This window comes from Paraburkholderia acidipaludis NBRC 101816 (assembly GCF_000684975.1).
Lineage (GTDB): Bacteria > Pseudomonadota > Gammaproteobacteria > Burkholderiales > Burkholderiaceae > Paraburkholderia > Paraburkholderia acidipaludis.
This window is the reverse complement of record NZ_BAXZ01000002.1, coordinates 256672-277855: the sequence shown is the minus strand read 5'-3', so window position 1 is coordinate 277855 and position 21184 is coordinate 256672. Positions and strand designations below refer to the sequence as shown.

Annotated in this window: 21 protein-coding genes; 13 read left to right on the top strand and 8 right to left on the bottom strand. The window is 67.5% G+C overall.

Annotation, left to right across the window (positions count from 1 at the left end; genetic code table 11):
• Positions 1-242 precede the first annotated feature (242 nt).
• Positions 243-1184, top strand: coding sequence for a phosphate acetyltransferase (locus BAC01S_RS02360; RefSeq protein WP_027793316.1), 942 nt, complete (start codon positions 243-245; stop codon positions 1182-1184).
• Positions 1185-1192: 8 nt separating this feature from the next.
• A complete protein-coding gene (locus BAC01S_RS02355) occupies positions 1193-2449 on the top strand; it encodes an acetate/propionate family kinase (RefSeq protein WP_043200972.1) in 1257 nt (418 codons plus the stop codon).
• An 18-nt stretch (positions 2450-2467) separates the two neighbouring features.
• On the opposite strand, the gene BAC01S_RS02350 is transcribed toward BAC01S_RS02355, so the two are convergent.
• Positions 2468-3073: an RBBP9/YdeN family alpha/beta hydrolase gene (locus BAC01S_RS02350; protein ID WP_027793314.1), complete on the bottom strand. Its 606-nt coding sequence runs from the start codon at positions 3071-3073 to the stop codon at positions 2468-2470.
• A 198-nt stretch (positions 3074-3271) separates the two neighbouring features.
• Here BAC01S_RS02350 and BAC01S_RS02345 point away from each other — a divergent pair, with 198 nt between their 5' ends.
• Genes BAC01S_RS02345 through BAC01S_RS02320 form a run of 6 tightly spaced genes read left to right on the top strand, consistent with a single transcriptional unit; the run spans position 3272 to position 7381 of the window.
• Positions 3272-4222, top strand: coding sequence for a 2-hydroxyacid dehydrogenase (locus BAC01S_RS02345; RefSeq protein ID WP_027793313.1), 951 nt, complete (start codon positions 3272-3274; stop codon positions 4220-4222).
• A 41-nt stretch (positions 4223-4263) separates the two neighbouring features.
• Entirely contained in the window at positions 4264-5187 is a 924-nt protein-coding gene (locus BAC01S_RS02340) for a hydroxymethylglutaryl-CoA lyase (RefSeq protein ID WP_027793312.1), read from the top strand.
• Positions 5188-5245: 58 nt separating this feature from the next.
• Positions 5246-5767, top strand: a complete 522-nt coding sequence (locus BAC01S_RS02335) for a YbaK/EbsC family protein (RefSeq protein ID WP_027793311.1) — start codon at positions 5246-5248, stop codon at positions 5765-5767.
• 2 nt (positions 5768-5769) lie between these two features.
• Complete coding sequence (locus BAC01S_RS30095; RefSeq protein ID WP_043200874.1) at positions 5770-6021, top strand: DUF1289 domain-containing protein; 252 nt, start codon at positions 5770-5772, stop codon at positions 6019-6021.
• Complete coding sequence (locus BAC01S_RS02325) at positions 6018-6452, top strand: MaoC family dehydratase (protein ID WP_027793310.1); 435 nt, start codon at positions 6018-6020, stop codon at positions 6450-6452. The genes BAC01S_RS30095 and BAC01S_RS02325 overlap by 4 nt, the downstream gene beginning before the upstream one ends.
• On the top strand, positions 6449-7381 hold the full coding sequence (locus tag BAC01S_RS02320; RefSeq protein ID WP_043200873.1) for an MBL fold metallo-hydrolase: 933 nt from the start codon (positions 6449-6451) through the stop codon (positions 7379-7381). The genes BAC01S_RS02325 and BAC01S_RS02320 overlap by 4 nt, the downstream gene beginning before the upstream one ends.
• 187 nt (positions 7382-7568) lie before the next feature.
• On the opposite strand, the gene BAC01S_RS02315 is transcribed toward BAC01S_RS02320, so the two are convergent.
• Positions 7569-8471, bottom strand: a complete 903-nt coding sequence (locus BAC01S_RS02315; RefSeq protein WP_027793308.1) for a DMT family transporter — start codon at positions 8469-8471, stop codon at positions 7569-7571.
• Between the two features lie 166 nt (positions 8472-8637).
• Here BAC01S_RS02315 and BAC01S_RS02310 point away from each other — a divergent pair, with 166 nt between their 5' ends.
• Complete coding sequence (locus BAC01S_RS02310; protein ID WP_027793307.1) at positions 8638-9111, top strand: Lrp/AsnC family transcriptional regulator; 474 nt, start codon at positions 8638-8640, stop codon at positions 9109-9111.
• 26 nt (positions 9112-9137) lie between these two features.
• Here the strand turns inward: BAC01S_RS02310 and BAC01S_RS30090 are convergent, their stop codons facing one another.
• Together BAC01S_RS30090 and BAC01S_RS02300 are read right to left on the bottom strand one after the other, a co-directional pair.
• Positions 9138-10457 (bottom strand): DUF445 domain-containing protein, encoded by a 1320-nt coding sequence (locus BAC01S_RS30090; RefSeq protein WP_043200872.1) that lies wholly within the window; start codon positions 10455-10457, stop codon positions 9138-9140.
• Between the two features lie 90 nt (positions 10458-10547).
• Positions 10548-11441: an alpha/beta fold hydrolase gene (locus BAC01S_RS02300; protein WP_027793306.1), complete on the bottom strand. Its 894-nt coding sequence runs from the start codon at positions 11439-11441 to the stop codon at positions 10548-10550.
• Positions 11442-11765: 324 nt separating this feature from the next.
• Between BAC01S_RS02300 and BAC01S_RS02295 the strand changes: the two genes are divergently transcribed.
• A complete protein-coding gene (locus BAC01S_RS02295; RefSeq protein ID WP_027793305.1) occupies positions 11766-12725 on the top strand; it encodes an NAD(P)H-dependent flavin oxidoreductase in 960 nt (319 codons plus the stop codon).
• A 43-nt stretch (positions 12726-12768) separates the two neighbouring features.
• On the opposite strand, the gene BAC01S_RS02290 is transcribed toward BAC01S_RS02295, so the two are convergent.
• The 3 genes from BAC01S_RS02290 to BAC01S_RS02280 form a co-directional block, all read right to left on the bottom strand.
• On the bottom strand, positions 12769-13704 hold the full coding sequence (locus BAC01S_RS02290; protein ID WP_027793304.1) for a LysR family transcriptional regulator: 936 nt from the start codon (positions 13702-13704) through the stop codon (positions 12769-12771).
• Between the two features lie 182 nt (positions 13705-13886).
• Positions 13887-14993 (bottom strand): porin, encoded by a 1107-nt coding sequence (locus tag BAC01S_RS02285; protein WP_027793303.1) that lies wholly within the window; start codon positions 14991-14993, stop codon positions 13887-13889.
• A gap of 489 nt (positions 14994-15482) precedes the next feature.
• Entirely contained in the window at positions 15483-16025 is a 543-nt protein-coding gene (locus BAC01S_RS02280) for a hypothetical protein (RefSeq protein ID WP_052408676.1), read from the bottom strand.
• 537 nt (positions 16026-16562) lie between these two features.
• On the opposite strand from BAC01S_RS02280, the gene BAC01S_RS02275 reads away from it, so the two are divergent.
• Entirely contained in the window at positions 16563-17633 is a 1071-nt protein-coding gene (locus tag BAC01S_RS02275) for a bile acid:sodium symporter family protein (RefSeq protein ID WP_027793301.1), read from the top strand.
• 105 nt (positions 17634-17738) lie between these two features.
• A complete protein-coding gene (locus BAC01S_RS02270) occupies positions 17739-19577 on the top strand; it encodes an EAL domain-containing protein (protein WP_027793300.1) in 1839 nt (612 codons plus the stop codon).
• Positions 19578-19619: 42 nt separating this feature from the next.
• Here BAC01S_RS02270 and BAC01S_RS33580 read toward each other — a convergent pair whose 3' ends face one another.
• Positions 19620-19775 carry a DUF3309 family protein gene (locus BAC01S_RS33580; RefSeq protein ID WP_043200869.1) on the bottom strand — a complete coding sequence of 52 codons (156 nt, stop codon included), beginning with the start codon at positions 19773-19775 and terminating at the stop codon, positions 19620-19622.
• 230 nt (positions 19776-20005) lie between these two features.
• Between BAC01S_RS33580 and BAC01S_RS30080 the strand changes: the two genes are divergently transcribed.
• Positions 20006-21175 (top strand): LacI family DNA-binding transcriptional regulator, encoded by a 1170-nt coding sequence (locus BAC01S_RS30080; RefSeq protein ID WP_245616481.1) that lies wholly within the window; start codon positions 20006-20008, stop codon positions 21173-21175.
• The last annotated feature ends 9 nt before the right edge of the window (positions 21176-21184 follow it).

Sequence of the window (21184 nt, the reverse complement as noted above, 5' to 3'; positions counted from 1 at the left end):
TACATGATCGACTCGCGGCGTGAACCCGGCGTGACAAGGCCTGCACCGCACCGGCGCGGCCTGATGCGATGTGTCACGATGCCGCGGGACACTTTCCCTCCGCCAATTTGTCCGCTGCACTACACTGTCTAGCGCGTTGCGCGGCGCAGCATGCGGGCGCCGGCAAGCGCCCAGTGCACAGTGCCTGCCGTGGTCGACGCGCCGGCCGACACGCTGGCGGCGACGGAAAAGAGGAGATCGTCATGGCTTCATCGCAAGACAAGTACTCTGCCCTGCTGGAGCGCTGCAGCGGCCTCGCGCCGGTGCCCACGGCCGTGGCGCATCCCTGCGACGTGTCATCGCTCACGGGCGCGCTCGACGCCGCGAGCCTCGGCTTGATCGTGCCGCTCCTCATCGGGCCGGAGGCGAAGATCCGCGCCGTGGCCGATGAAGCGGATCTGTCGCTCGGCAACACCACCGTCATCGACGCGCCGCACAGCCACGCCGCCGCCGCGCGCGCCGTGCTCGCGGTGCGCGAGGGCGAGGCGGAACTGCTCATGAAGGGCAGCCTGCACACCGACGAACTGCTGCACGAAGTGGCCTCCGGCACGACGGGCCTGCGCACCGAGCGGCGCCTCTCGCACGTCTTCGCGATGGACGTGCCCTCGTATCACAAACCGATCTTCATTACCGACGCGGCCGTCAACATCTTCCCGAAGCTCGCCGACAAGGCCGACATCGTGCGCAACGCGATCGAGCTCGTGCAGGCGCTGGGCATCGAGCGGCCCAAGGTGGCGATCCTCGCGGCGGTCGAGACCGTCTCCGACAAGATGCCCTCGACCATCGACGCCGCCGCGCTCTGCAAGATGGCCGACCGCGGCCAGATCACCGGCGCCCTGCTGGACGGCCCGCTCGCGTTCGACAACGCCATCAGCAAGGAGGCGGCGCGCATCAAGGGCATCGTCTCGCCGGTGGCGGGCGACCCCGACATCCTGCTCGTGCCCGACCTCGAAGCCGGCAACATGCTTGCCAAGCAGCTCACCTTCCTCGCCGGCGCGGGAGCGGCCGGCATCGTCCTCGGCGCGCGCGTGCCGATCATCCTCACGAGCCGCGCCGACACCGTGCGATCGCGCATCGGCAGCTGCGCGATCGCGGTGCTCGTCGCGCACGCGCGGCGCGCGCGCAAAACCTCGGAGCTCATGTGAGCACTTCGGTGAACACTTCGCCCGGCGCCCGGGAGGCGCATTCCCACGCCGAAGGTCACGTCGTGCTCGTCGTCAACGCGGGCTCGTCGAGCATCAAGTGCTCGGTGTACCGCGTCATCGACGATCCGCACGTGGAAGGCGGCGCGCGCGCGATCCTTGGCGCGGGCGGGCAGATCGAGGGCATTGGCGTTGCGCCGCGCGTGGTCGCGCACATGGCCGACGGGCGGCTCATCGTGGACGAAAAGTTTCCGGTCGCGCAGGTTGCCGATCACGACGCCGCCTTCCGCCTGCTGCGCCTCGTGCTCGCCGTGGGCCTGCGCGACACGCCGCCTTCCGCGATCGGCCATCGCGTGGTGCACGGCGGCGCGCACCATGCCGATGCCGTGCCGATCGACGACCAGGTGATCGCGGAGCTCGACGCGCTCACGCCGCTTGCGCCGCTGCATCAACCGCACAATCTGGCGGCGATCCGCGCCGTGCGCCAGGCCGCGCCCGAGCTGGCGCAGGTGGCCTGCTTCGACACCGCGTTCCACGCCACCAACGGCGTCATGGCGCAGCTCTTCGCGCTGCCCTACGGCTACTTCAAGGACGGCATCCGCCGCTACGGCTTTCACGGCCTCTCATACGAATACATTGCCCGGCACCTGCACGTGGTGGCGCCCGACATCGCGCGCGCTCGCGTGGTCGTCGCGCATCTGGGCAACGGTGCGAGCCTGTGCGCGATGAAAGACGGAAAAAGCGTGGAGACGACCATGGGGCTCACCGCGCTCGACGGGCTGCCCATGGGCACGCGCTGCGGCGCGCTCGACGCGGGCGTGGTGCTATGGATGATGGCGCGCGGCATGGATCACGACGCCATCGAAAAGCTGCTTTATCACGAATCGGGCCTCAAGGGCCTCTCGGGCGTGAGCAGCGACATGCGCGAACTGCTCGCGAGCGGCAGCGATCAGGCGAAGCTTGCCATCGACTTCTATACGCATCGCATCGCTCAGGAAGTGGGCAAGCTTGCCGTGGGGCTGGGTGGACTGGACGGACTCGTGTTCACGGGCGGCATCGGCGAGCATGCCGCGCCGATCCGTGCTCAGGTGTGCGAACGGCTCAAGCCGCTCTTCGGCACCGATCTCGACGCCGAAGCGAATGCGGCCAACAACGAACGCATTGGCACGCGCGAGAGCCGCGTGCCCATCTTCGCGATGCGCACCGACGAGGAAGGCATGATCGCGCTGCACACGGCACGGCTCTTGCGTGAGGCAAAGCGGATCTAGAAGCGCCCCCGCAAGGCGCTACCAGGCAAACGCCAGCGCGCCGGCTTCCACCGTTTCGTCGCGCAGGTGCCGCGGCGCCTCGCAATGCACGAGCGTGTCGATGAAGTGCTTCGCCCGCGGCCACGGCCCGAATCCCGCCGCCGTGTTGATATGCCCCGCGTCGCCGAGATTGACGAAGGCGCTGCCCAGATGCTGCGCGAGTTCGCGCGCCCCGGCGAGCGTCATCCACGGGTCGGTTTCGCTGCCGATCAGGATCGACGGCACCATCAGCCGCTTCGCCTCGAACGGTCCCGCGAAACGGAACTTCGCGGGACTGGCGGGCGCGACCAGCAGCACGCCCACGACATCGGCACCGGCAATGCCCTGCTGCAGCGCATGAGCCGCGGCGAGGCAGCCGAAGCTGTGCGCCGCGAGCACGAACGGGCCGCGCTCGCGCGCCAGCAAGGCGCCGAGCGACGCGCTCCAGACCGCGAGGTCGGGCGCTTCCCAGTCGGCCTGCTCCGCGCGCAATGAACGCGGGAACTGCCGCTCGAGCCAGGTCTGCCAATGCGCGCCGTCGCTGCCATGCAGCCCCGGCACGGTGACGAGTCCAGGCGGCCAACGGGGATGGGCGCTCGAAAGCATGTTTTTTTCCTCGCAACGACCAAGCGTGAATGGATTGTGATCTGCGCCGCCCGTGCGCCGAACCAGTTTTTTTTGCTTAGCTTTGCAGCGCGCCCGGCGCAAAGCCGCGCGCCCGGGGCCGCTGCGTGAATGCCCGGCGGCCCCGGGCACGAAAAAGTAGAATGTCACCACACCCCCACCCACGAGACCCGCCGCACGATGAAGATCCTGTTCTGGCTGCCGCAAGCCGACGCGTCCACCTGGCTGCACGGCCTCGCCCGCGCGCTGCCCGGCGCCGAGCTGCGCGAATGGCAACCCGGCGATACCGCCGCCGCCGACTACGCGGTCGTCTGGCACCCGCCGCGCGAGCTGCTCGCGGCGCGCCGCGGGCTGCGCGCGATCTTCAACCTGGGGGCGGGCGTCGATGCAATTCTCGCGCTCGAGCATGAACATCCGGGCACGCTGCCGCCCGACGCACAGCTCGTGCGCCTCGAAGACTCGGGCATGGCGTGGCAGATGAGCGAGTACGTGCAGCATGCCGTGCTGCGCTATCTGCGGCGCTTCGACGAATATGCGCTCGCCCAGACCCGCCGCGAGTGGCACGTGCTCGCGCCGCATCCGCGCGAGACCTTCACCGTGGGCGTGCTCGGGCTGGGCGTGCTGGGCGCCCAGGTCGCGCGCGCGGTTGCCTCGCTCGGCGTGCCGGTGCGCGGCTTCTCGCGCAGTGCGAAACATCTCGACGGCATCGAGACGTATTCGGGCCCGCTGCGCGGCGAGCAGTTCGACGCCTTTCTCGAAGGCGTCAAGCTGCTCGTGAACCTGCTGCCCGCCACCCCGGACACGGAGAGCATTCTCGACGCCGGCGTGTTCGCGAAACTCGAACGCGGCGCGTATGTGGTGAACGTGGCGCGCGGCTCGCATCTCGTCGAACAGGATCTGCTCGACGCGCTCGCCAACGGCACGCTCGCGGCCGCCACGCTCGACGTGTTTCGCAACGAACCTCTCGCGCCCGACCATCTGTTCTGGCGCGAGCCCCGCATCACGATCACGCCGCACGGCTCGGCGCTCACGCTGCGCGACGAAGCCATCTCGCAGGTCGCCGACAAGATCGAAGCGCTCGCGCGCGGCGAGACCGTGAGCGGCGTCGTGCATATCGAGCGCGGCTATTGAGCCCCACGCGCCGGCGGATCAACGAGACTCAGGAGACACCCATGACCCTACCCGCAGCAGTGAAGATCGTCGAAGTCGGACCGCGTGACGGTCTGCAGAACGAAAAAGAGTTCGTTCCCACCGCCGCCAAGATCGAATTGATCAACCGCCTTTCGGCCGCCGGCTTCGCGAACATCGAAGCGGCCTCGTTCGTCTCGCCCAAGTGGGTGCCGCAGATGGCCGACGGCGCCGAAGTGATGGCCGGCATCGCGCGCCGCCCCGGCGCGATCTACTCGGTGCTCACGCCAAACCTGCGCGGCTTCGAAGGCGCGCTCGCCGCGCGCGCGGACGAGATCGTGATTTTCGGCGCCGCGAGCGAGGCGTTTTCGCAGAAGAACATCAACTGCTCGATCGCGGAAAGCATCGAGCGTTTCGTGCCGGTGGCCGAAGCGGCGAAGCAGCACGGCATCCGCATTCGCGGCAGCGTGTCGTGCTCGCTTGGCTGCCCGTATCAGGGCGAGGTGCCCGTGGCGTCCGTCGTGGACGTGGTCGAGCGCTTCGCCGCGCTCGGCTGCGACGAGATCGATATTGCGGACACGATCGGCGTCGGCACGCCGCAGCGTACGCGCGAGGTTTTCGAAGCCGTGACGAAGGTGTTCCCGCGCGAGCGTCTTTCCGGCCACTTCCACGACACCTACGGCCAGGCGCTCGCGAACATCTACGCTGCGCTGCAGGAAGGCATTGCGATCTTCCATGCCTCGGTGGCGGGGCTCGGCGGCTGCCCCTACGCGAAAGGCGCGACCGGCAACGTCGCGACCGAAGACGTGCTGTATCTGATGAACGGTCTCGGCATCCGCACCGGCGTCGACCTGAACCAGGTCGTTGCCGCCGGCGACTTCATCTCGACCGCGATCGGACGCAACAATGTCTCGCGCGCGGGCAAGGCGCTGCTCGCGAAGCAGCGCAGCGAAGCCGCTTGCGCCTGACGGTCCGACAACAGACCGCCCCTATGTCTATGCATGGCAGTACGAAGGAAAGAATCCCATGACGACGGAAACGCTACCCTCTTCCCATGACCCGCTGGACACGCTGCCGGACTCGGCACGGCGCGTCGCGCTGCTGCTGCTCGAACGCGGCCATACGAAGCCCGTGGTGATGCTGCCCGAGACCGGCAAGACCTCCGCCGAGGCCGCGGCGGGACTCGGCTGCGAAGTCGCGCAGATCGCCAAGTCGATCCTGTTTCGCCGCCGCGAAGACGGCGCGCCCGTGCTCGTGATCGCAAGCGGTGCGAACCGTGTGGACGAGAAGAAGGTGGCGGCGCACGTGGGCAATGTCGGCCGTGCCGATGCGAAGTTCGTGCGCGAGATGACCGGTTACGCGATTGGCGGCGTCTGCCCGATCGGCCATGCCACGACGCCCGTCACGCTCATCGACGCCGACCTGTTCGAACTCGAAAGCCTGTGGGCCGCGGCGGGCCATCCGCATGCGGTATTCAACCTGTCGCCGCAGGAACTGGCCACGCTGACCGGCGCCCCGGTGGTGGACGTCGCGCTGCGCGACGCCTGAGCATGACGGCGCCCGCCTCCCCGTTGGCCACGCCTGCCACCGCCTCGCCGTGCATCGGCATCTGCCGCATGAGCGAAGCGACGGGCCTGTGCGACGGGTGCCTGCGCACGATCGACGAGATCGCGGCATGGTCGACCCTGGACGACGAAGCGAAACGCGCGGTGTGGCGCGCCATCGAAGCGCGCCACGCGCAGTGGATGGCGGCGCGCAACGACGAAGCGCCATCTGCCGCCGGACGCGAGGACGCGCCATGAACACGCCGCCGCGCGTCGTGAAGATCGGCGAAATTTGCCGCTCCACGCTCGCGCTCTCGCCCGAATCGGTGAAGTCGTTCGCAACGCTCGCGAACGACCTGAACCCGCTGCATCACGACGAAGCGTATGCGGCGCAAAGCCGCTTCGGCGGCCTGATCGCCTCCGGCACGCAGCCCACTGCGCACTTCATGGCGCTGCTCGCCACGCATTTCTCCACTTACGCGCAGCCGCTCGGGCTCGAATTCGACATCAAGCTCAAGCGCGCCACCTATGCGCACGATGTGCTCACGTTCGAATGGCGCGTGGAGGACGCGTGGTGGAAGCCGAGTCTCGACGGCGACCTCGTGAAACTCTCCGGCACCGCCATCAATCAGGATGGCGAACTAGTTGTCCTCGGGCGCGCAACGATACTCGTCATGCCGAAATCATGAGCATCCCGATTCAACTGCCGCAGTCGATCCGCGTATTCGAACGCGGCTGGCTTTCGTCGAACAACGTGCTGCTGGTGGACGAGGCACGCGCGGCGCTCGTCGATACCGGCTATACCACGCATGCCGCGCAGACGGTTGCCCTCGTGCGGCACGCGCTGGGCGCGCGCCCGCTCGATCAGATCGTGAACACGCATCTGCATTCCGACCACTGCGGCGGCAACGCGCAACTGCAGGCTGCGTGGCCGTGCGAAACGCTGATTCCGGCGTGCAGCGCGGCGACCGTGCGCGACTGGAACGAAGCGCGCCTCACGTTTCGCGCGACCGGGCAAACCTGCGAGCGCTTCAGCTTCACCGGCACGCTTTCGCCCGGCGAGCGGCTCGTGCTGGGCGGCTTCGAGTGGGAGGTGATCGGCGCGCCGGGCCACGATCCCGATTCGGTGATGCTCTATGCCGCCGCCCCGCGCCTCTTGATCAGCGCAGACGCGCTTTGGGAGCATGGCTTCGGCGTGATTTTTCCCGAACTGGACGGCGAAAGCGGCTTCGCCGAGCAGCAGGCGGTGCTGGAGGCGATCGCGAAGCTCGATGTCGCGACGGTGATTCCCGGGCACGGCGCGCCGTTTGCAAACGTTGAAGCTGCGCTCGAACGCGCCTTCTCGCGGCTCGCATGGCTGCGCGCCGATCCCGCGCGCAATGCCCGCAACGCGCTCAAGGTCCTGATCGTATTCAAGCTGCTGGAAGTGCGTGCGATGACGTTTGCCACGCTCGAAGCGATGCTCGGGAGCGCCGCGGCCATGCGGGCGGCGGCGCGACAGCTCGCGCCGCAAAGTGCGTGGCCTGCGCTGCTGCGCGAACTGGCGGGCGAGCTGGCGAAGAACGGTGCGCTCGCCATCAACGGCGAGCAACTCCTCGCGCCCGCCGCGGCGGTCTGAAACCGACGAAAAAAAACGCTCGTCCAGTTCTGGACGAGCGTGAGTATCGCGCTCTGACGTGATCAAATCCGTCGAGGCATCATACTCGCGCCTTTCTGCGCGAAGCATCGGTGATTTCCCTAAAAATTCCGGCACAAAACGCTATATTCCCCTCGCGATTTAATTCGCTATCCCAATCAATTCCCCGTCAAGCCGATCGAACGCCGCGGCGTTGCGGCACGATCCGCCAACCCAGGTTAACCCCTGCCGCGGCCAACAGGATCAGCGCCGCACCCGCCACCTGAATCCAGGCAAGACGCTGCCCGAAAGCGAGCCAGTCCACGAGTATCGCAACCACCGGGTAGATGAACGAGAGCGCACCGGTCATGGCCGTGGGCAGCTTCTGGATGGCGCCGTAGAGCAGCACGTACATGATGCCGGTGTGCACGACGCCCAGCGTGACGATCTGCGCCCAATGCAGCGGCGTGGCCGGCAACGTGGCGTAGTGGATGAACGGCGCGAGCGCGAGCGCGCCGAATGCGACCTGCACGAGCGCGATCAGATGCGGCGGCGTGCCTTTGAGGTAGCGCGTGATGATCGACGAGACGGCATAGAGAAAGGCTGCGCCGGCCGCGCACGCCACGCCGCGCAAATATTCGCCCGGCACCGCGAGCACGGCGGGCTGCACCTCGACCACGCACACAAGCCCGACGAAAGCGATGGCGAGCCATGCCACGGTGGACGCCGTCACGCGCTCGCGCAGCAGCAGCGCGCCGAGTCCGACCAACATGAACGGCTGCGTGTTGTAGACGGCAGTGGCCATCGAAATCGAGGCACGCGAGTAGGCGGCGAAGAGCAGCACCCAGTTCGCGACGATGGCCGCGCCGCCCAGCACGGCGAGCAGCAGCATGCGCGGCGTGAAGAACGAGCGGCGCAGCAGGCCGAGCGCAGCGCAGACTAGCGCGAGCGTTGCGCCGCCCAGCACGCAGCGCAGGAATGCGACGTTGATCGGGGCCTGCCGCGAGCTGACGACGAGCCAGCCGATGGTGCCGGACATGAGCATCGCGACGGCCATCTCGGCGGCGCCGCGGCGGATTTCGGGGTTAGCCATGGAAAAGCGTCCTGTTCGGGGCGGCGCGCAGCCCGCGACAACCGCGAACTGCCCGTCATGCCGACCAGTTTACTGGGTGCAAAGCGCGGATGACATGGCTAAACTAAGGTGAACATATCGATTTACCTTCCAATCGAAGGATCATCTCGCGCGAGGCCTTTGAATCATGACCCAACGCCCGCACACGCCGGTCCAGCCGGCAAACCTCGACGACATCGACCGCGCCCTGCTCGCGGCGCTGGCCGAAGACGGCCGTGCGGCCGTGAGCGAGCTCGCGCGCACGGTGGGCCTCTCGGCGCCGAGCACGTCGGAGCGGCTGCGGCGCCTGGAAGCGCAAGGGGTGATCGGCGGCTATACGGTACGGATCGATCCGCGCGCGCTCGGCTACACGCTGCAGGCCATCGTGCGCGTCAAGCCGCTGCCGGGCCAGCTGCATCTCGTCGAAGAGGTGATCCGGCGCATTCCCGAGTTCGTCGAATGCGACAAGGTCACGGGCGACGACTGCTTCATCGCGCGCCTCTATCTTCATACGATCGAGCAGCTCGACGAAATTCTCGCCAAGGTCACCGAGCGGGCGGAGACGAGCACGGCCATCATCAAGTCGACGCCGGTGGCGCGGCGCCTGCCGCCGCTTGATTAGCGCGGGTACGTGCCGGGCATGGCGCGTCACCGGCTCAGGTGCGCACGCAACAACTCGAAACAGTAAGAGCACAAATACAGGCCGAAACCGATCGCGCCGCCCAGCACCGTGCCGTTGATGCGGATCCGCTGAAGGTCCTTGCCGATCTTCTGCTCGATCAGCGCCGACATGCTCCGAGCGTCCCAGTCCTTCACCGTGTCGCTGATGTGGCGTGTGAGGAACGCGGCAAAGTCCGGCGCCATCGCGTGCGCGGACTCCTCGAGATGCTCGTTGAGCGCGGCGCGCAGCTTCGCGTCGCCCGCCAGCGCGCTGCCGATCCAGCCGCCCGCCGCCGCCACCCGCGCGTGCAGCAGCGAATCGGGCTGCTCCAGATCGTGCCGCAGCCACGCACGCAGGTCGTCCCACAGGGTGCGCGCGTAGTCGTCGAACGCCGTGTCGTCGCGCAGGCTGGCCTTCAGCTCCTCGCCTTTCGCGAGAAACGCGGGATCGGTCTTCAGCCGGTCGATCAGCTTCTGCACGATCTCGTCGAACTTCTGCCGCAACTGATGCTCGCCGTCTTCGCTGATCTGCAGCAGCAGCCGCTCGACGGCGCTCGTCAGCACGCGCGCGCCGCTCTCGCCTATCCACGCGGTGGGCAGCATTTTCTCCGTGATCGGATACTCGCCCTTCAAGCCGTCGACAATGCGCGCGGCGACGAAGCCGCGCGTCTCCTCCACGCGCAGCAGCACGACGAACTGGTCGATCAGCTTGTCGAGGAGTTCCTGGTGACGGCCGTCCCTCGTCAGCGTGTCGAGCGCCGCGCCCATCGACTTCGAAAGGTCGATGTTGTCGAGCGCCGCGTGCAGCCCGTTGCGAATCAGCGCCTGGATGCGCGGATCGTCGACCAGCTCGAGCAACCCCGCCGCGAGCCGCACCACGTAATCGCCCAGGCGCTGGGCGTTGCGTTCGTCGGTCAGCCAGCCGGCCACCCGCTGCGCCGGATCGTGCCGGCGGATCAACGCCACGAGCGAGTCGACGTCGAGAAAGCGGTCCTTCACGAAGTGCGCGAGTTCGTCGGCAATGCGGTCCTTGTTGTGCGGAATGACGCCCGTGTGGGTCGAGACGAACGGCACCGGCAGCGGCCGGAATAGCGCGGCAACCGCGAACCAGTCGGCCAGTGCGCCGACCATCGCGGCCTCGCTACAGGCCTTGAACGCGCCGACGGCAAAGGCGCTTCCGAAGCCCGGGGGCCAGCACGCCGTCACGACGAAGACGCAGGCGGCCGCCGCCAGCAGCAGCAGCGGGCGGCGCTTGGCGCGCCGGAGTTCGATATCGTCGGCGGAGGTCTGGGACGGAGGGGACGGCATGGGGAAAGGCAGCGGCGAAGACCGCGTCATTATGCGGTCAACGCGTGCGTGGCGCGCCCGGCGGGCGCACGCGGCGCCCCCGCCCGACGCTCAGGGCCCGCTGGCCTCGAAGAAGGCCAGCATCTCCTTCACGAGCTCCGTGCTCGCTTCCTCGGGAATGTAGTGGCCGCTCGCAAGCGAGCGCCCACTCACATCGCGCGCGACCTTGCGCCATTCCGCCAGCGGGTCGAAGCAGCGGCCGACCACGCCCTGTTCGCCCCACAGCACGCGCAGCGGAGAGCCCACCTTGTGGCCGCGCTCGATGTCCGCGCGGTCGTGTTCGAGGTCGATCGTCGCGGAAGCCCGGTAGTCCTCGCACATCGCATGCACCGCGCCGGGCTGGCGCAGCGCGGAACGATACGCATCGAGCGCCTCCGGCGCGAACGGCGCGAGGCCCGCATGGCGGTTGCCCATCGCGCGCTCGACGTAGAGGTCGGTGTTCGCGCCCACCAGCGTCTCGGGCAGCGGCGCCGGCTGGATCAGGAAGAACCAGTGGAAATAGGCCGTCGCGAAGGCCCGGTCGGTCTGCTCGTACATCGCGAGCGTCGGCGCGATGTCGAGCAGCATCAGGCGTTCGACCGCCCCCTGATGATCGAGCGCCATGCGGTGCGCCACGCGCGCGCCGCGGTCATGCGCGCAGACCAGAAAGCGTTCGTAGCCGAAGTGGCGCATCACCGCCACCTGGTCGGCGGCCATGGCGCGTTTCGAGTAGGTGGCGTGCGCCGGATCTCCCGGCGGTTTCGACGAGGCGCCGTAGCCGCGCAGGTCGGTCGCGATCACGGTGAAGTGCTGTGCCAGCTCGTCCACGCAGCGATGCCAGATCATGTGCGTCTGCGGATGGCCGTGCAGCAGCAGCAGCGGCGGCCCCTTGCCGCCCTTCACCCCATAGATGTCGATTCCGCTCGCCGTGCGAACGGTGAATGGCGTGAATCCGTCGAAGGGCATGTCGAGTCTCTTGTCGTTGTTGGTCTGACCTCATTGTAGGAGCGCACGACCGGCGCTCGTCACGATTTGCGCGAGTAAAGGTAGAGACCGAACACTTGCTCGAAAGTCGCACGCCCTGCTCATGCGGGATCTCGTGCCTATAATCGAACGATCGTTTTAAAACTTGCGCCGTAGTGTGCTGTGGCGCGCTGTTGTAATTTCACCGCCCGTGCACCCCCGCAGCAGTACGATCTGATTCACCCGATCCGGGTCGCGAACACACACCAGCACACGCCAGCACGCACCAACCCACACCAGCCGGACCAGAGAAAGGAGACCCTCGTCATGGCATTGCCCGCCGTCCTGCAAAATCTCTCGCTGCCCGTCGTCGGCTCGCCGATGTTCATCGTCAGCTATCCCGAGCTCGTGCTCGCGCAGTGCAAGGCCGGTATCGTCGGTTCGTTCCCCGCGCTCAATGCCCGCCCCGCCGAGCAGCTCGACGCCTGGCTCACGCAGATCCAGACCGAGCTTGCGGCTTACCAGGCGGCCAACCCGGACGCCACGATCGGCCCGATCGCCGTGAACCAGATCGTGCATCAGTCGAATGCGCGGCTCGAGCACGACGTGCGCGTGTGCGTCGAGCACAAGGTGCCCATCTTCATCACGAGCCTGCGGGCGCCGGCGCGCGAGATCATCGACGCCGTGCACAGCTACGGCGGCATCGTGCTGCACGACGTCATCAATCTGCGTCATGCGGCAAAGGCCCTCGAAGCGGGCGTGGACGGGCTGATCCTCGTGGCCGCGGGCGCGGGCGGCCACGCGGGCACGACCTCGCCGTTCGCGCTGGTGGGCGAGGTGCGCAAGATGTTCGACGGCCCCATCGTGCTCTCGGGCGCGATCGCGAACGGCGGCTCGATCCTCGCCGCCCAGGCCATGGGCGCGGACCTCGCCTACATGGGCACGCGCTTCATCGCCACGCGGGAGGCGCATGCCGTGGACGCCTACAAGCAGGCGATCCTCGATGCCCGATCCTCCGACATCATCTACACCAACCTCTTTACGGGCGTGCACGGCAACTACATCCGCGAAAGCATCGTCAACGCGGGGCTCGACCCGGACGCGCTGCCCGAGTCGGACAAGTCGGCCATGAACTTCGGCGGCGACAAGGCGAAGGCCTGGAAGGACATCTGGGGCGCGGGCCAGGGCGTGGGGCTGATGGACGACGTGCCTGCCGTGGCGGAGCTCGTCGCGCGGCTCAAAGAGGAGTACGACGCAACGAAAGCGCGGCTCGGCATGGGGCGCTGAAGCGGTCCGCGCCGTAGCACACGCAGCAGTGTTGCCGCGCCGCCTACGAGGCGGCCGCTGCGCGGATCGCCTCGACGCCGGGCCACAGCGCGCGGTCCGCGAAGCGCTGCGCAAGAAAGTCGACGAACGAACGCACCTTCGCGGACAGATGCCGCCGGCTGGCATACACGGCGTAGATCGGCAGCTCGCGCAAGGGCAGCGCGTCGACGAGCAGCGGCACGAGACGGCCCTCGGCGATATCGTCGCCGATCACTTCGGTGCCGAGCATCGACAGCCCGCCACCCTGCAGCACGACCACGCGCAGGGCTTCCAGATGATTGACGATCAGGTTGCCGGCCGGCTTCGGCCGCACGCCGCCTTCGGCGAACGGCGCAAGCTCCTGCGCCGAGGCCCCCGCGTAATGCACGAAGTGATGGCGCGCAAGGTCGGCGACCGTCTTCGGCACGCCGTGGCGGCGCAGATAATCGGGCGACGCGCACAGCACGATATGCGCGGTGGCGAGCGGCCGCGCGATCAGCGACGACGACTTGAGCCCCGAGGGCGAGGCGCGGATCGCCACATCGAAGCCCTCGTCGATCAGCTCGACCACCCGGTCGGAAAGCGTGATATCGACGGTGACTTGCGGATAACCGGCCGCATAGTCGGCCACCGCGCCCATCACGTGCCGCAGCCCGAACGCGGTGAGCGACGACACGCGCAGCCGCCCCTGCGGGACCACGCTCGCGGCGCCCACGGCCTGGCCGGCTTCGTCGAGTTCGGTGAGCGCCTGCGCGAGACGCTCGTAGTATTCGCGGCCCGCTTCGGTGGGCGCGACGCGGCGCGTGGTGCGGTTCAGGAGCCGCGCGCCGAGCTGTTGTTCCAGATGCGCGACGTGCTTGCTCGCCATCGCCGCCGACATGTTCATGCGTTCGGCAGCCGCGACGAAGCTGCCCGCCTCCACCACCTGGCGGAACACGTTCATGCTGACGAGGGTATCCATCGCGTGCGCCGTTGGGGGTCAATGAGGATCAGCATCGGAAAACAGGAGGAATCAATCGCCGCCATTGTGCGCGCTTTATCAATTCCCGGTATGCAAACCCGCCCGCGTTTTGCTCCCCTAAAAAAACAAAACCCCGCGCTGCGAACAGCGCGGGGCGCATGCCAGAGACCCGGAGACGCGGCTTAGAACTTCGCGCGAATGCCGGCGCCGTAGGTCATGCCCGACGACATGTTGTCGAAGTGGTCGTACATATAGGCCGCATAGAGGTCGGTGCGCTTCGAGAGCGGGTAGTCGTAGCCGATGGCCGCCGTCTGGCGCGTCTGGTCGAGGCCGCCCGTGTCGCGCGAGTACGCATACGACGCCATGATCGTGCCCGGTCCTGCCGGTACCGTGACGCCGCCCTGCGCCGTGTTTACGTGCCAGCTTCCCAGTTGCTCCCAGTTCGACGTGTACATGTACTGACCGTAGAACTTCACATACTTCAGGTCATACGTGAGGCCGAGCTGCCCGACGCCCTGGCTCTTCAGGCCCGTGGTCAAGAGCGTGCCGCTCGCGTCGATGGGAATGCTGCTGATGTCGCCCGGGCTGTCGTTGAAGTTCACGTACTGGTAGACGGCCGTTGCCGCGAACGGGCCGTGGAAGTACAGAGCCTGCACGCTCCACTTCTTCGCGCCGTTCTCGCCGGCCTGATCGCCGAGCGCGTACATCACCGAACCCGTGAAGCCGTTGATGTCGGGCGTGGAGTACTGGACCGCGTTGTTCCAGCCCGAATCGCCAATCGCGCCCTGGTCGGTCGTGTAGGTCGGGAACGTCGAAAGGCCGAGGTACGTGTGGTACACCATCGGCGAGAAGGTGTACGAATCGATGAAGGGGTTGAACAGAATCGTCGAAACGAAGAGCTGCGTCGTGAGGCGGCCTGCCGTGAACGTGCCGTATGGCGACTCGAGGCCGACGTATGCGTTGCGGGCGAAGAACGTGTCGCCCGCGAAGCGGCCGTCCTGGCCGTTCTGCGCGCGGAAGAAGCTTTCCAGCGCGAAGACCGCCTTGTAGCCGCCGCCCAGATCCTCATCGCCCTTGAAGCCGAAGTACGACGTCGACATACCGCCGCCGCCGACGTTCACCGCCGCGTTGTCCCCCGGGAATTTCGTCACACCGGCCCATTCGTCGATCTGACCGTAGAACTGGACGCTCGACTGCGCAAACGCCGACGACGATGCAGCGGCAAGAACGGCGGCGAGCGCGCTCGCCTTCAAGGTGGTGCGCAGCGCGCGGCTAACGGCTGTATTCATGGGTTCTCCTGTCTTTGTCAAAAAAAGGGGTGACTGGCGGCTGTGGCGCTCGCGCAAACCGTTTGTTTTTCGTCGTTCGCAGGCGGTGCCGTTCTTGGGCGGACCCATCTTCGCGGACCAATACCGCGGTCAAAAATATCCGGCGTTATTGCCGGTATATCGGTCCGATTAGTTTGCGGGTTTCAAAAGCTGATCCGGGGTCGCCGGAGTGCGCTTGCGCCGCGCCGCACCATGTTCCGATCCGGCTTGGGAGCCGCATCGGCAGGACATCTGGCGAATTTTTGCGTCCCGAATGATGCGCCGCCATATCGAAGGCGGGATTTGATGACAGAGGCGTTATGTCTGACGAGAGATTTTTAAAAAAGTGTGGTATCCACGCGTCAGACAGGCGTCCTAACCGGGGGTCGGAGGAGCGGCAATCGTGTGAAGAACATCAGAAGCCCGAAATAGTCCGGGCAGAGGGAGGGAGAAGGCGGAACGTTATGGCAACTAGTTACGATAGGGCGACGGCATCGGCGGATGCGGCACCTCGCCCGCGTTGCGCGGGAATGGCCGGAAAGCGCCGCGCTCTTCGTTGTAGCGCGCAACGTCTTCGCGGATCGAGCCGGTGCGCACCGGCGAATCGGCCGGCGGATGCGGAACCTCGCGTGCCTGCGCGCTGACCGGCGTGATCGGACCGCCGCGATAGCCGCCGCTGCCATACCCGCCGCCGGCGTTCTCGCCCGGCTCACGGCCAGCGCCGCCGCCACCGCCGCCGTGCCAGCCGCCCTGGTCGGCCACGCGCGTGGGGGTTGCGCCATAACCGCCCCGGCCGCCGCCCGAGCCTCCGTAAGCCGGCCCGCCGGCCTCGCGGCGCGCGGGTGCCGCCGGCGCCGCATTGCGCGGGCCCCAGCCGCCGCGCGCGGCCCCGGACATCGGGCGCATCATGGGCGCGCGCTGAAAACCGCCGCCGCCATGCGGCGCATACCCGGGTTGAGCATGGGCGAGCGCGACGAGCACCGATAGACCGGCGCCCAGAACCCACTGTCCCATTCGTGACAACCCTACGTACATTAGTCGATCTTCCGCCCGACGTTCGCGCCATGACCCGCCATTCGGGCCATGGCGGGCCAATCCCGGCGCCCGCGCCTGCGCAGGGCGTAACGATTGCCACCACGGCGGACCCGAGCGTCCTTTGACGGTAATTTATGGGTGCCTCGAATGGGTGTCGAGCCAAAAAGTGTTAGGCCGCCTGAAGGGTTGTAACACCGTGTTACTGCTGGGTTTTTCGGCTTCCGAGGGCCGTCCGGCGGGCATCCGGAACCAGGTTTGCTCCGGGTTCACTTCGGGCGCGTTAGGTGCTTGTACAACGAATGCGGGTACGGTCCGAACCATCGGTTTCGGTTCCAGATCGCCCGCGCAATACCCGTATCGAGCAGGGCACTCTCATGCGCATTGCTCATCAATCGATTCTTCAAATGAATTTGCTTTTTCAATCGGCTTGCGAGGACAATAGGCACTCCGATCAAACGGCGCGCCCCGGTCAGAACCGCGCGCCGCACTGCGCGAAAGCGCTCCCGAGATTGTCAGATGGCCCGTCCGAAATTCCTGCCCGATAACTTCACGCTGTGCCTCGTCGGCACCGTGATCCTCGCGAGCCTGCTGCCGGTGCACGGCCAGGCCGCCACCGCCTTCAACTGGCTCACCAATTTCGCCGTCGGCCTGCTGTTCTTCCTGCACGGCGCGAAGCTCTCGCGCGAAGCGATCGTCGCCGGCGCGACCCACTGGCGCCTGCACCTGCTCGTGCTGGCCAGCACCTTCATCCTCTTTCCCGTGCTGGGCGTCGCGCTCAAGCCCGTGCTTTCGCCGCTCGTCACGCCGGCCCTCTACGCAGGCGTGCTGTTCCTCTGCACGCTGCCCTCCACCGTGCAGTCGTCCATCGCCTTCACGTCGATCGCGCGCGGCAACGTGCCCGCCGCCGTGTGCAGCGCGTCGGCGTCGAGCCTGCTCGGCATCTTCATCACGCCCGCGCTCGTGAGCCTCGTGATCTCGAACCAGAACGCGGGGGGCGGCTCGGCCTGGCACACGGTCTGGAACATCGTGCTGCAACTGCTCGTGCCGTTCATCGCGGGCCAGTTGCTGCGCCCCGTGATCGGCGGCTGGATCGAGCGCAATCGCGGCGTGCTCAAGTTCGTCGATCAGGGGTCGATCCTGCTCGTCGTCTACGGCGCGTTCAGCGAGGCCGTCAACGAAGGGCTCTGGCATCACGTTCCGCTTGCCGCGCTGGGCGGGCTTGTCGTCGTGAATGCCGTGCTGCTTGCGCTCGCGCTCGGCATCACGATGTTCACGAGCAAGAAGCTCGGCTTCTCGCGCGCCGACCAGATCACGATCATCTTCTGCGGTTCGAAGAAGAGCCTCGCCGCCGGCGTGCCGATGGCCAAGGTGATCTTCGCCTCGAACGCCGTGGGCGCGGTCGTGCTGCCGCTCATGCTGTTCCACCAGATCCAGCTGATGGTGTGCGCGGCGCTTGCCCAACGCTGGGGCGCGCGCGACATGAGCCGCGAACGCGATGCGCACGCCGGCGACGAGTCGCGGCCCGACCCGCGCCCGGACCAGCGCAGCGCGGCACCGGCCCCGCGCCAGGCGGGCGCGCGGCAGTAGCGCCTGCCCGCAGACCGGCCGCCCCGGCCTGTCACTAAAAATTCACTTAATTCTTTCCGCGCGCTGCCGATAAGGGTGACGTCCCCGCCTGAATACGGCTTTCCCATGTCTGCCAGCGCGTCCTCCCCCACCGCCCTACCCGGCATTGCAGGTCTGATCGGCCGGCGCCAGCTGCGCGCCGTCTTTCAACCGATCGTCGATTTCGAGGATGGCGCGATCCTCGGCTACGAAGGCCTGATCCGCGGTCCCGCCGGCTCGCCGCTCGAAACGCCGGCGGCCCTCTTTGCCCAGGCGCTGGAGGAAGGCAGCACGACTTCGCTGGAACACGCCGCCGCGCGCACCTGCATCGAGGCGTTCGCGCGGCTCGGCTGCCACGGCAAGCTGTTCCTGAACTTCAGCGCCGCCGCGCTGCGCCAGATCACCGACGCCGGCCGCGAAACGCCCGCGCTCTTCGACGGCACGGTCGACGCCCGCCGCGTGGTGATCGAGCTCACCGAGCAAAGCGCCATCGAGGATCTCGGCGAATTCACGCGGATCGTCGACGTGCTGCGCGCCGCCGGCGCCCAGTTCGCGCTCGACGACTACGGCACCGCGAACGCGAGCATGAATCTGTGGGTGCGCCTGCAGCCCGACGTCGTGAAGATCGACCGCTTCTTCATTCACGACATCGCCAACAGCGCGCTCAAATTCGAAGCCGTGCGCGCGATGCAGCACTTCGCGCAGGCAAGCGGCGCGCGGCTCGTGGCCGAAGGCATCGAAAACGAAGCAGACCTGATCGTTTTGCGCGACATGGGCATCGGCAGCGGCCAGGGCTTCTTCTTCGGCCGGCCCGACATGGCGCCGGCCCGCACGCTCGCGCAGGAAACGCGCGAGGCGCTGCGCGCGGACCACATCGCCGTGTTCCCCGAGCACGCGCGCCGCCCGGCCGGCGCCCACGCAAGCGGCGCGCCCGCGGCGAAGATGATGGTGCACGCGCCCGCGCTGCCGCGCCGCGCCACCAACAACGACGTGCTCGAACTCTTCAACCGCCTGCCCGACCTGCATGCGGTGGCGGTGGTCGAAGGCGAGCAGCCGGTCGCGCTGATCAACCGGCGCGCGTTCATGGACCGCTACGCGCTGCCCTACCATCGCGAGCTGTTCGGCAAGAAGGCGTGTATGCAGTTCGCGAACCACTCGCCCGTGCTCATCGAGCAGTCGATGACCGTCGAGCAGATGGCGACGCTGCTCGCGAGCGACGACCAGCGCTATCTCGCCGACGGCTTCGTGATCACCGACAACGGCCGTTACGCGGGCCTCGGCACCGGCGAGAGCCTCGTGCGCGCCGTGACCGAGGTGCGCATCCAGGCCGCGCGCTACGCGAATCCGCTCACCTTCCTGCCCGGCAACATTCCGATCAGCTCGCACATCGAGCGCCTGCTCTCGCACGACGCGGGCTTCCACGCGTGCTATGTGGATCTGAACCAGTTCAAGCCGTTCAACGATCAGTACGGCTACTGGCAGGGCGACGAGGTGCTGAAGTTCGCGGCCACGGTGCTCGCCGACGCCTGCGACCCGACGCGCGACTTCCTCGGCCACGTGGGCGGCGACGACTTCCTGATCCTGTTCCAGAGCGAGACCTGGCGCGAGCGCGCCGTGCGCGCCATCGAAGCGTTCAACGAAGGCGCGCTGCGCTATTACGCCCCGGCGGACCGTCAGGCGGGCGGCATTCGCGGCGAGGACCGCCACGGCAACCCGGCCTTTTTCGGCTTCGTGACGATGGCGATCGGCTGCGTGCAGGTCGCGCCGGGCCACGGCGCGCAGCACAACAGCGAACGGATCGCGTCGCTGGCGGCGCTGGCCAAGCGGCGCGCGAAACAGGAAGCCTCGGGCCTCGTGGTGATCGACGTCGACAAAACCGCGACCCTCCTGCCCGAGCACGGCGAGCGCGCCGCGGCGGCCGGCTGAACGTCCGGTCCCGCACGCGCGGCCCATGCGCCGCGAGCGACCTCATATCGTCCCCATCAGCAACAGGACGATCAGGACAATCAGAACTACGCCGAGCGTGCCAGTCGGCGCGTAGCCCCACGTGCGGCTATACGGCCAGGCCGGGAAGGCCCCGATCAACAGCAGAATCACGACGATGAGCAGGATGGTGCTGAGCATGGCGTGTCTCCCTAAGGTCGAACCGTGTGGCGGCTCTTTCGCAACCGCCATGCCCACCTGTTTAGCTTGTTTTACTAAACATGTAAATTTACGTCCATTCGCCTGCATACGGGTATCTACCGTATGTTTCGAGCGCTTCGCGCGGTTGTTTCCCGGCATTTTTACTATACAATCGCCCCACATCTGACCATACCGGGACAGCCTCCCACGAGCCGCCGCCAACAGGAGTCATGGGGACAACCATCCGCGACGTCGCGCAGGCCGCCAATGTTTCGATCGGCACCGTTTCGCGCGCCCTGAAGAACCAGCCCGGCCTCTCGGAGGCCACGCGCGCGCGCATCGTCGAAATCGCGCGCACGCTGGGCTACGACTGCGGCCAGTTGCGCCCGCGCATTCGCCGCCTCACGTTCCTGCTGCATCGCCAGCACAACAACTTCGCCGCCAGCCCGTTCTTCTCGCACGTCCTGCACGGCGTCGAAGACGCCTGCCGCGAACACGGCATCGTGCCCGCGCTGCTCACCGCCGGCCCCGCCGACGACACCGTCCAGCAACTGCGCCTGCACGCGCCGGATGCGATCGCCGTGGCGGGCTTCGTCGAGCCCGAGATGCTGGCCGCGCTCGTCGCGCTCAAGCGGCCGCTCGTGCTGATCGACCTGTGGGCGCCGGGCCTGCGCTCGGTCAACATCGACAACCTCGCGGGCGCCGCGCTCGCGATGAATCATCTCTTCGAGCTGGGACGCCGGCGCATCGCCTTCATCGGCGGATCGCTCGCGCACTACAGCATCGCGCAGCGCGCGCTCGGCTACCGGCGCGCGTTCTTCGAGGCGGGCCTGCTTTTCGATCCCTCGCTCGAAGTGACGATCGACGCCGGGCTCGATCCCGACTCCGGCGCCGCGCGCGCGATGGAGCGTCTTCTCGACGCCACCCGCAACGCACCGCCCGACGCCGTGTTCGCCTACAACGACGCCGCCGCGCTCGCGGCCATGCGCATCTGCCAGCAGCGCGGCCTGCGCGTGCCCGAGGACATCGCGATCGTCGGCTTCGACGACATCGCGGGCGCGGCGCACGCGGCGCCGCCGCTCTCCACGATCGCGGTGGACAAGGAAGCGCTCGGGCGCCGCGGCGTCGAACTGCTGCTTGAAGAGATGCCCGACGCGAGCGAACTCAGCCTGCCCGTGCGACTGATCGTGCGCGGCAGCACGACAGGCGCAGCCGGTCCCGGCGCCGCGACGGAACGCGACCGTTCGCACACCACATCAACCCATTCGCGCACCGCCGCTTCCGCGGCTCCCGCGGCCCCTACGGCTACCGCAGCGGCGGCGGCCGGGCCCGACGCCGCTGCCTACCCGACTTCGCGCGCGGCCACCCCGCGCCGAGGCGTCGCCACGCTCAAGCCATGATGAGAAAGC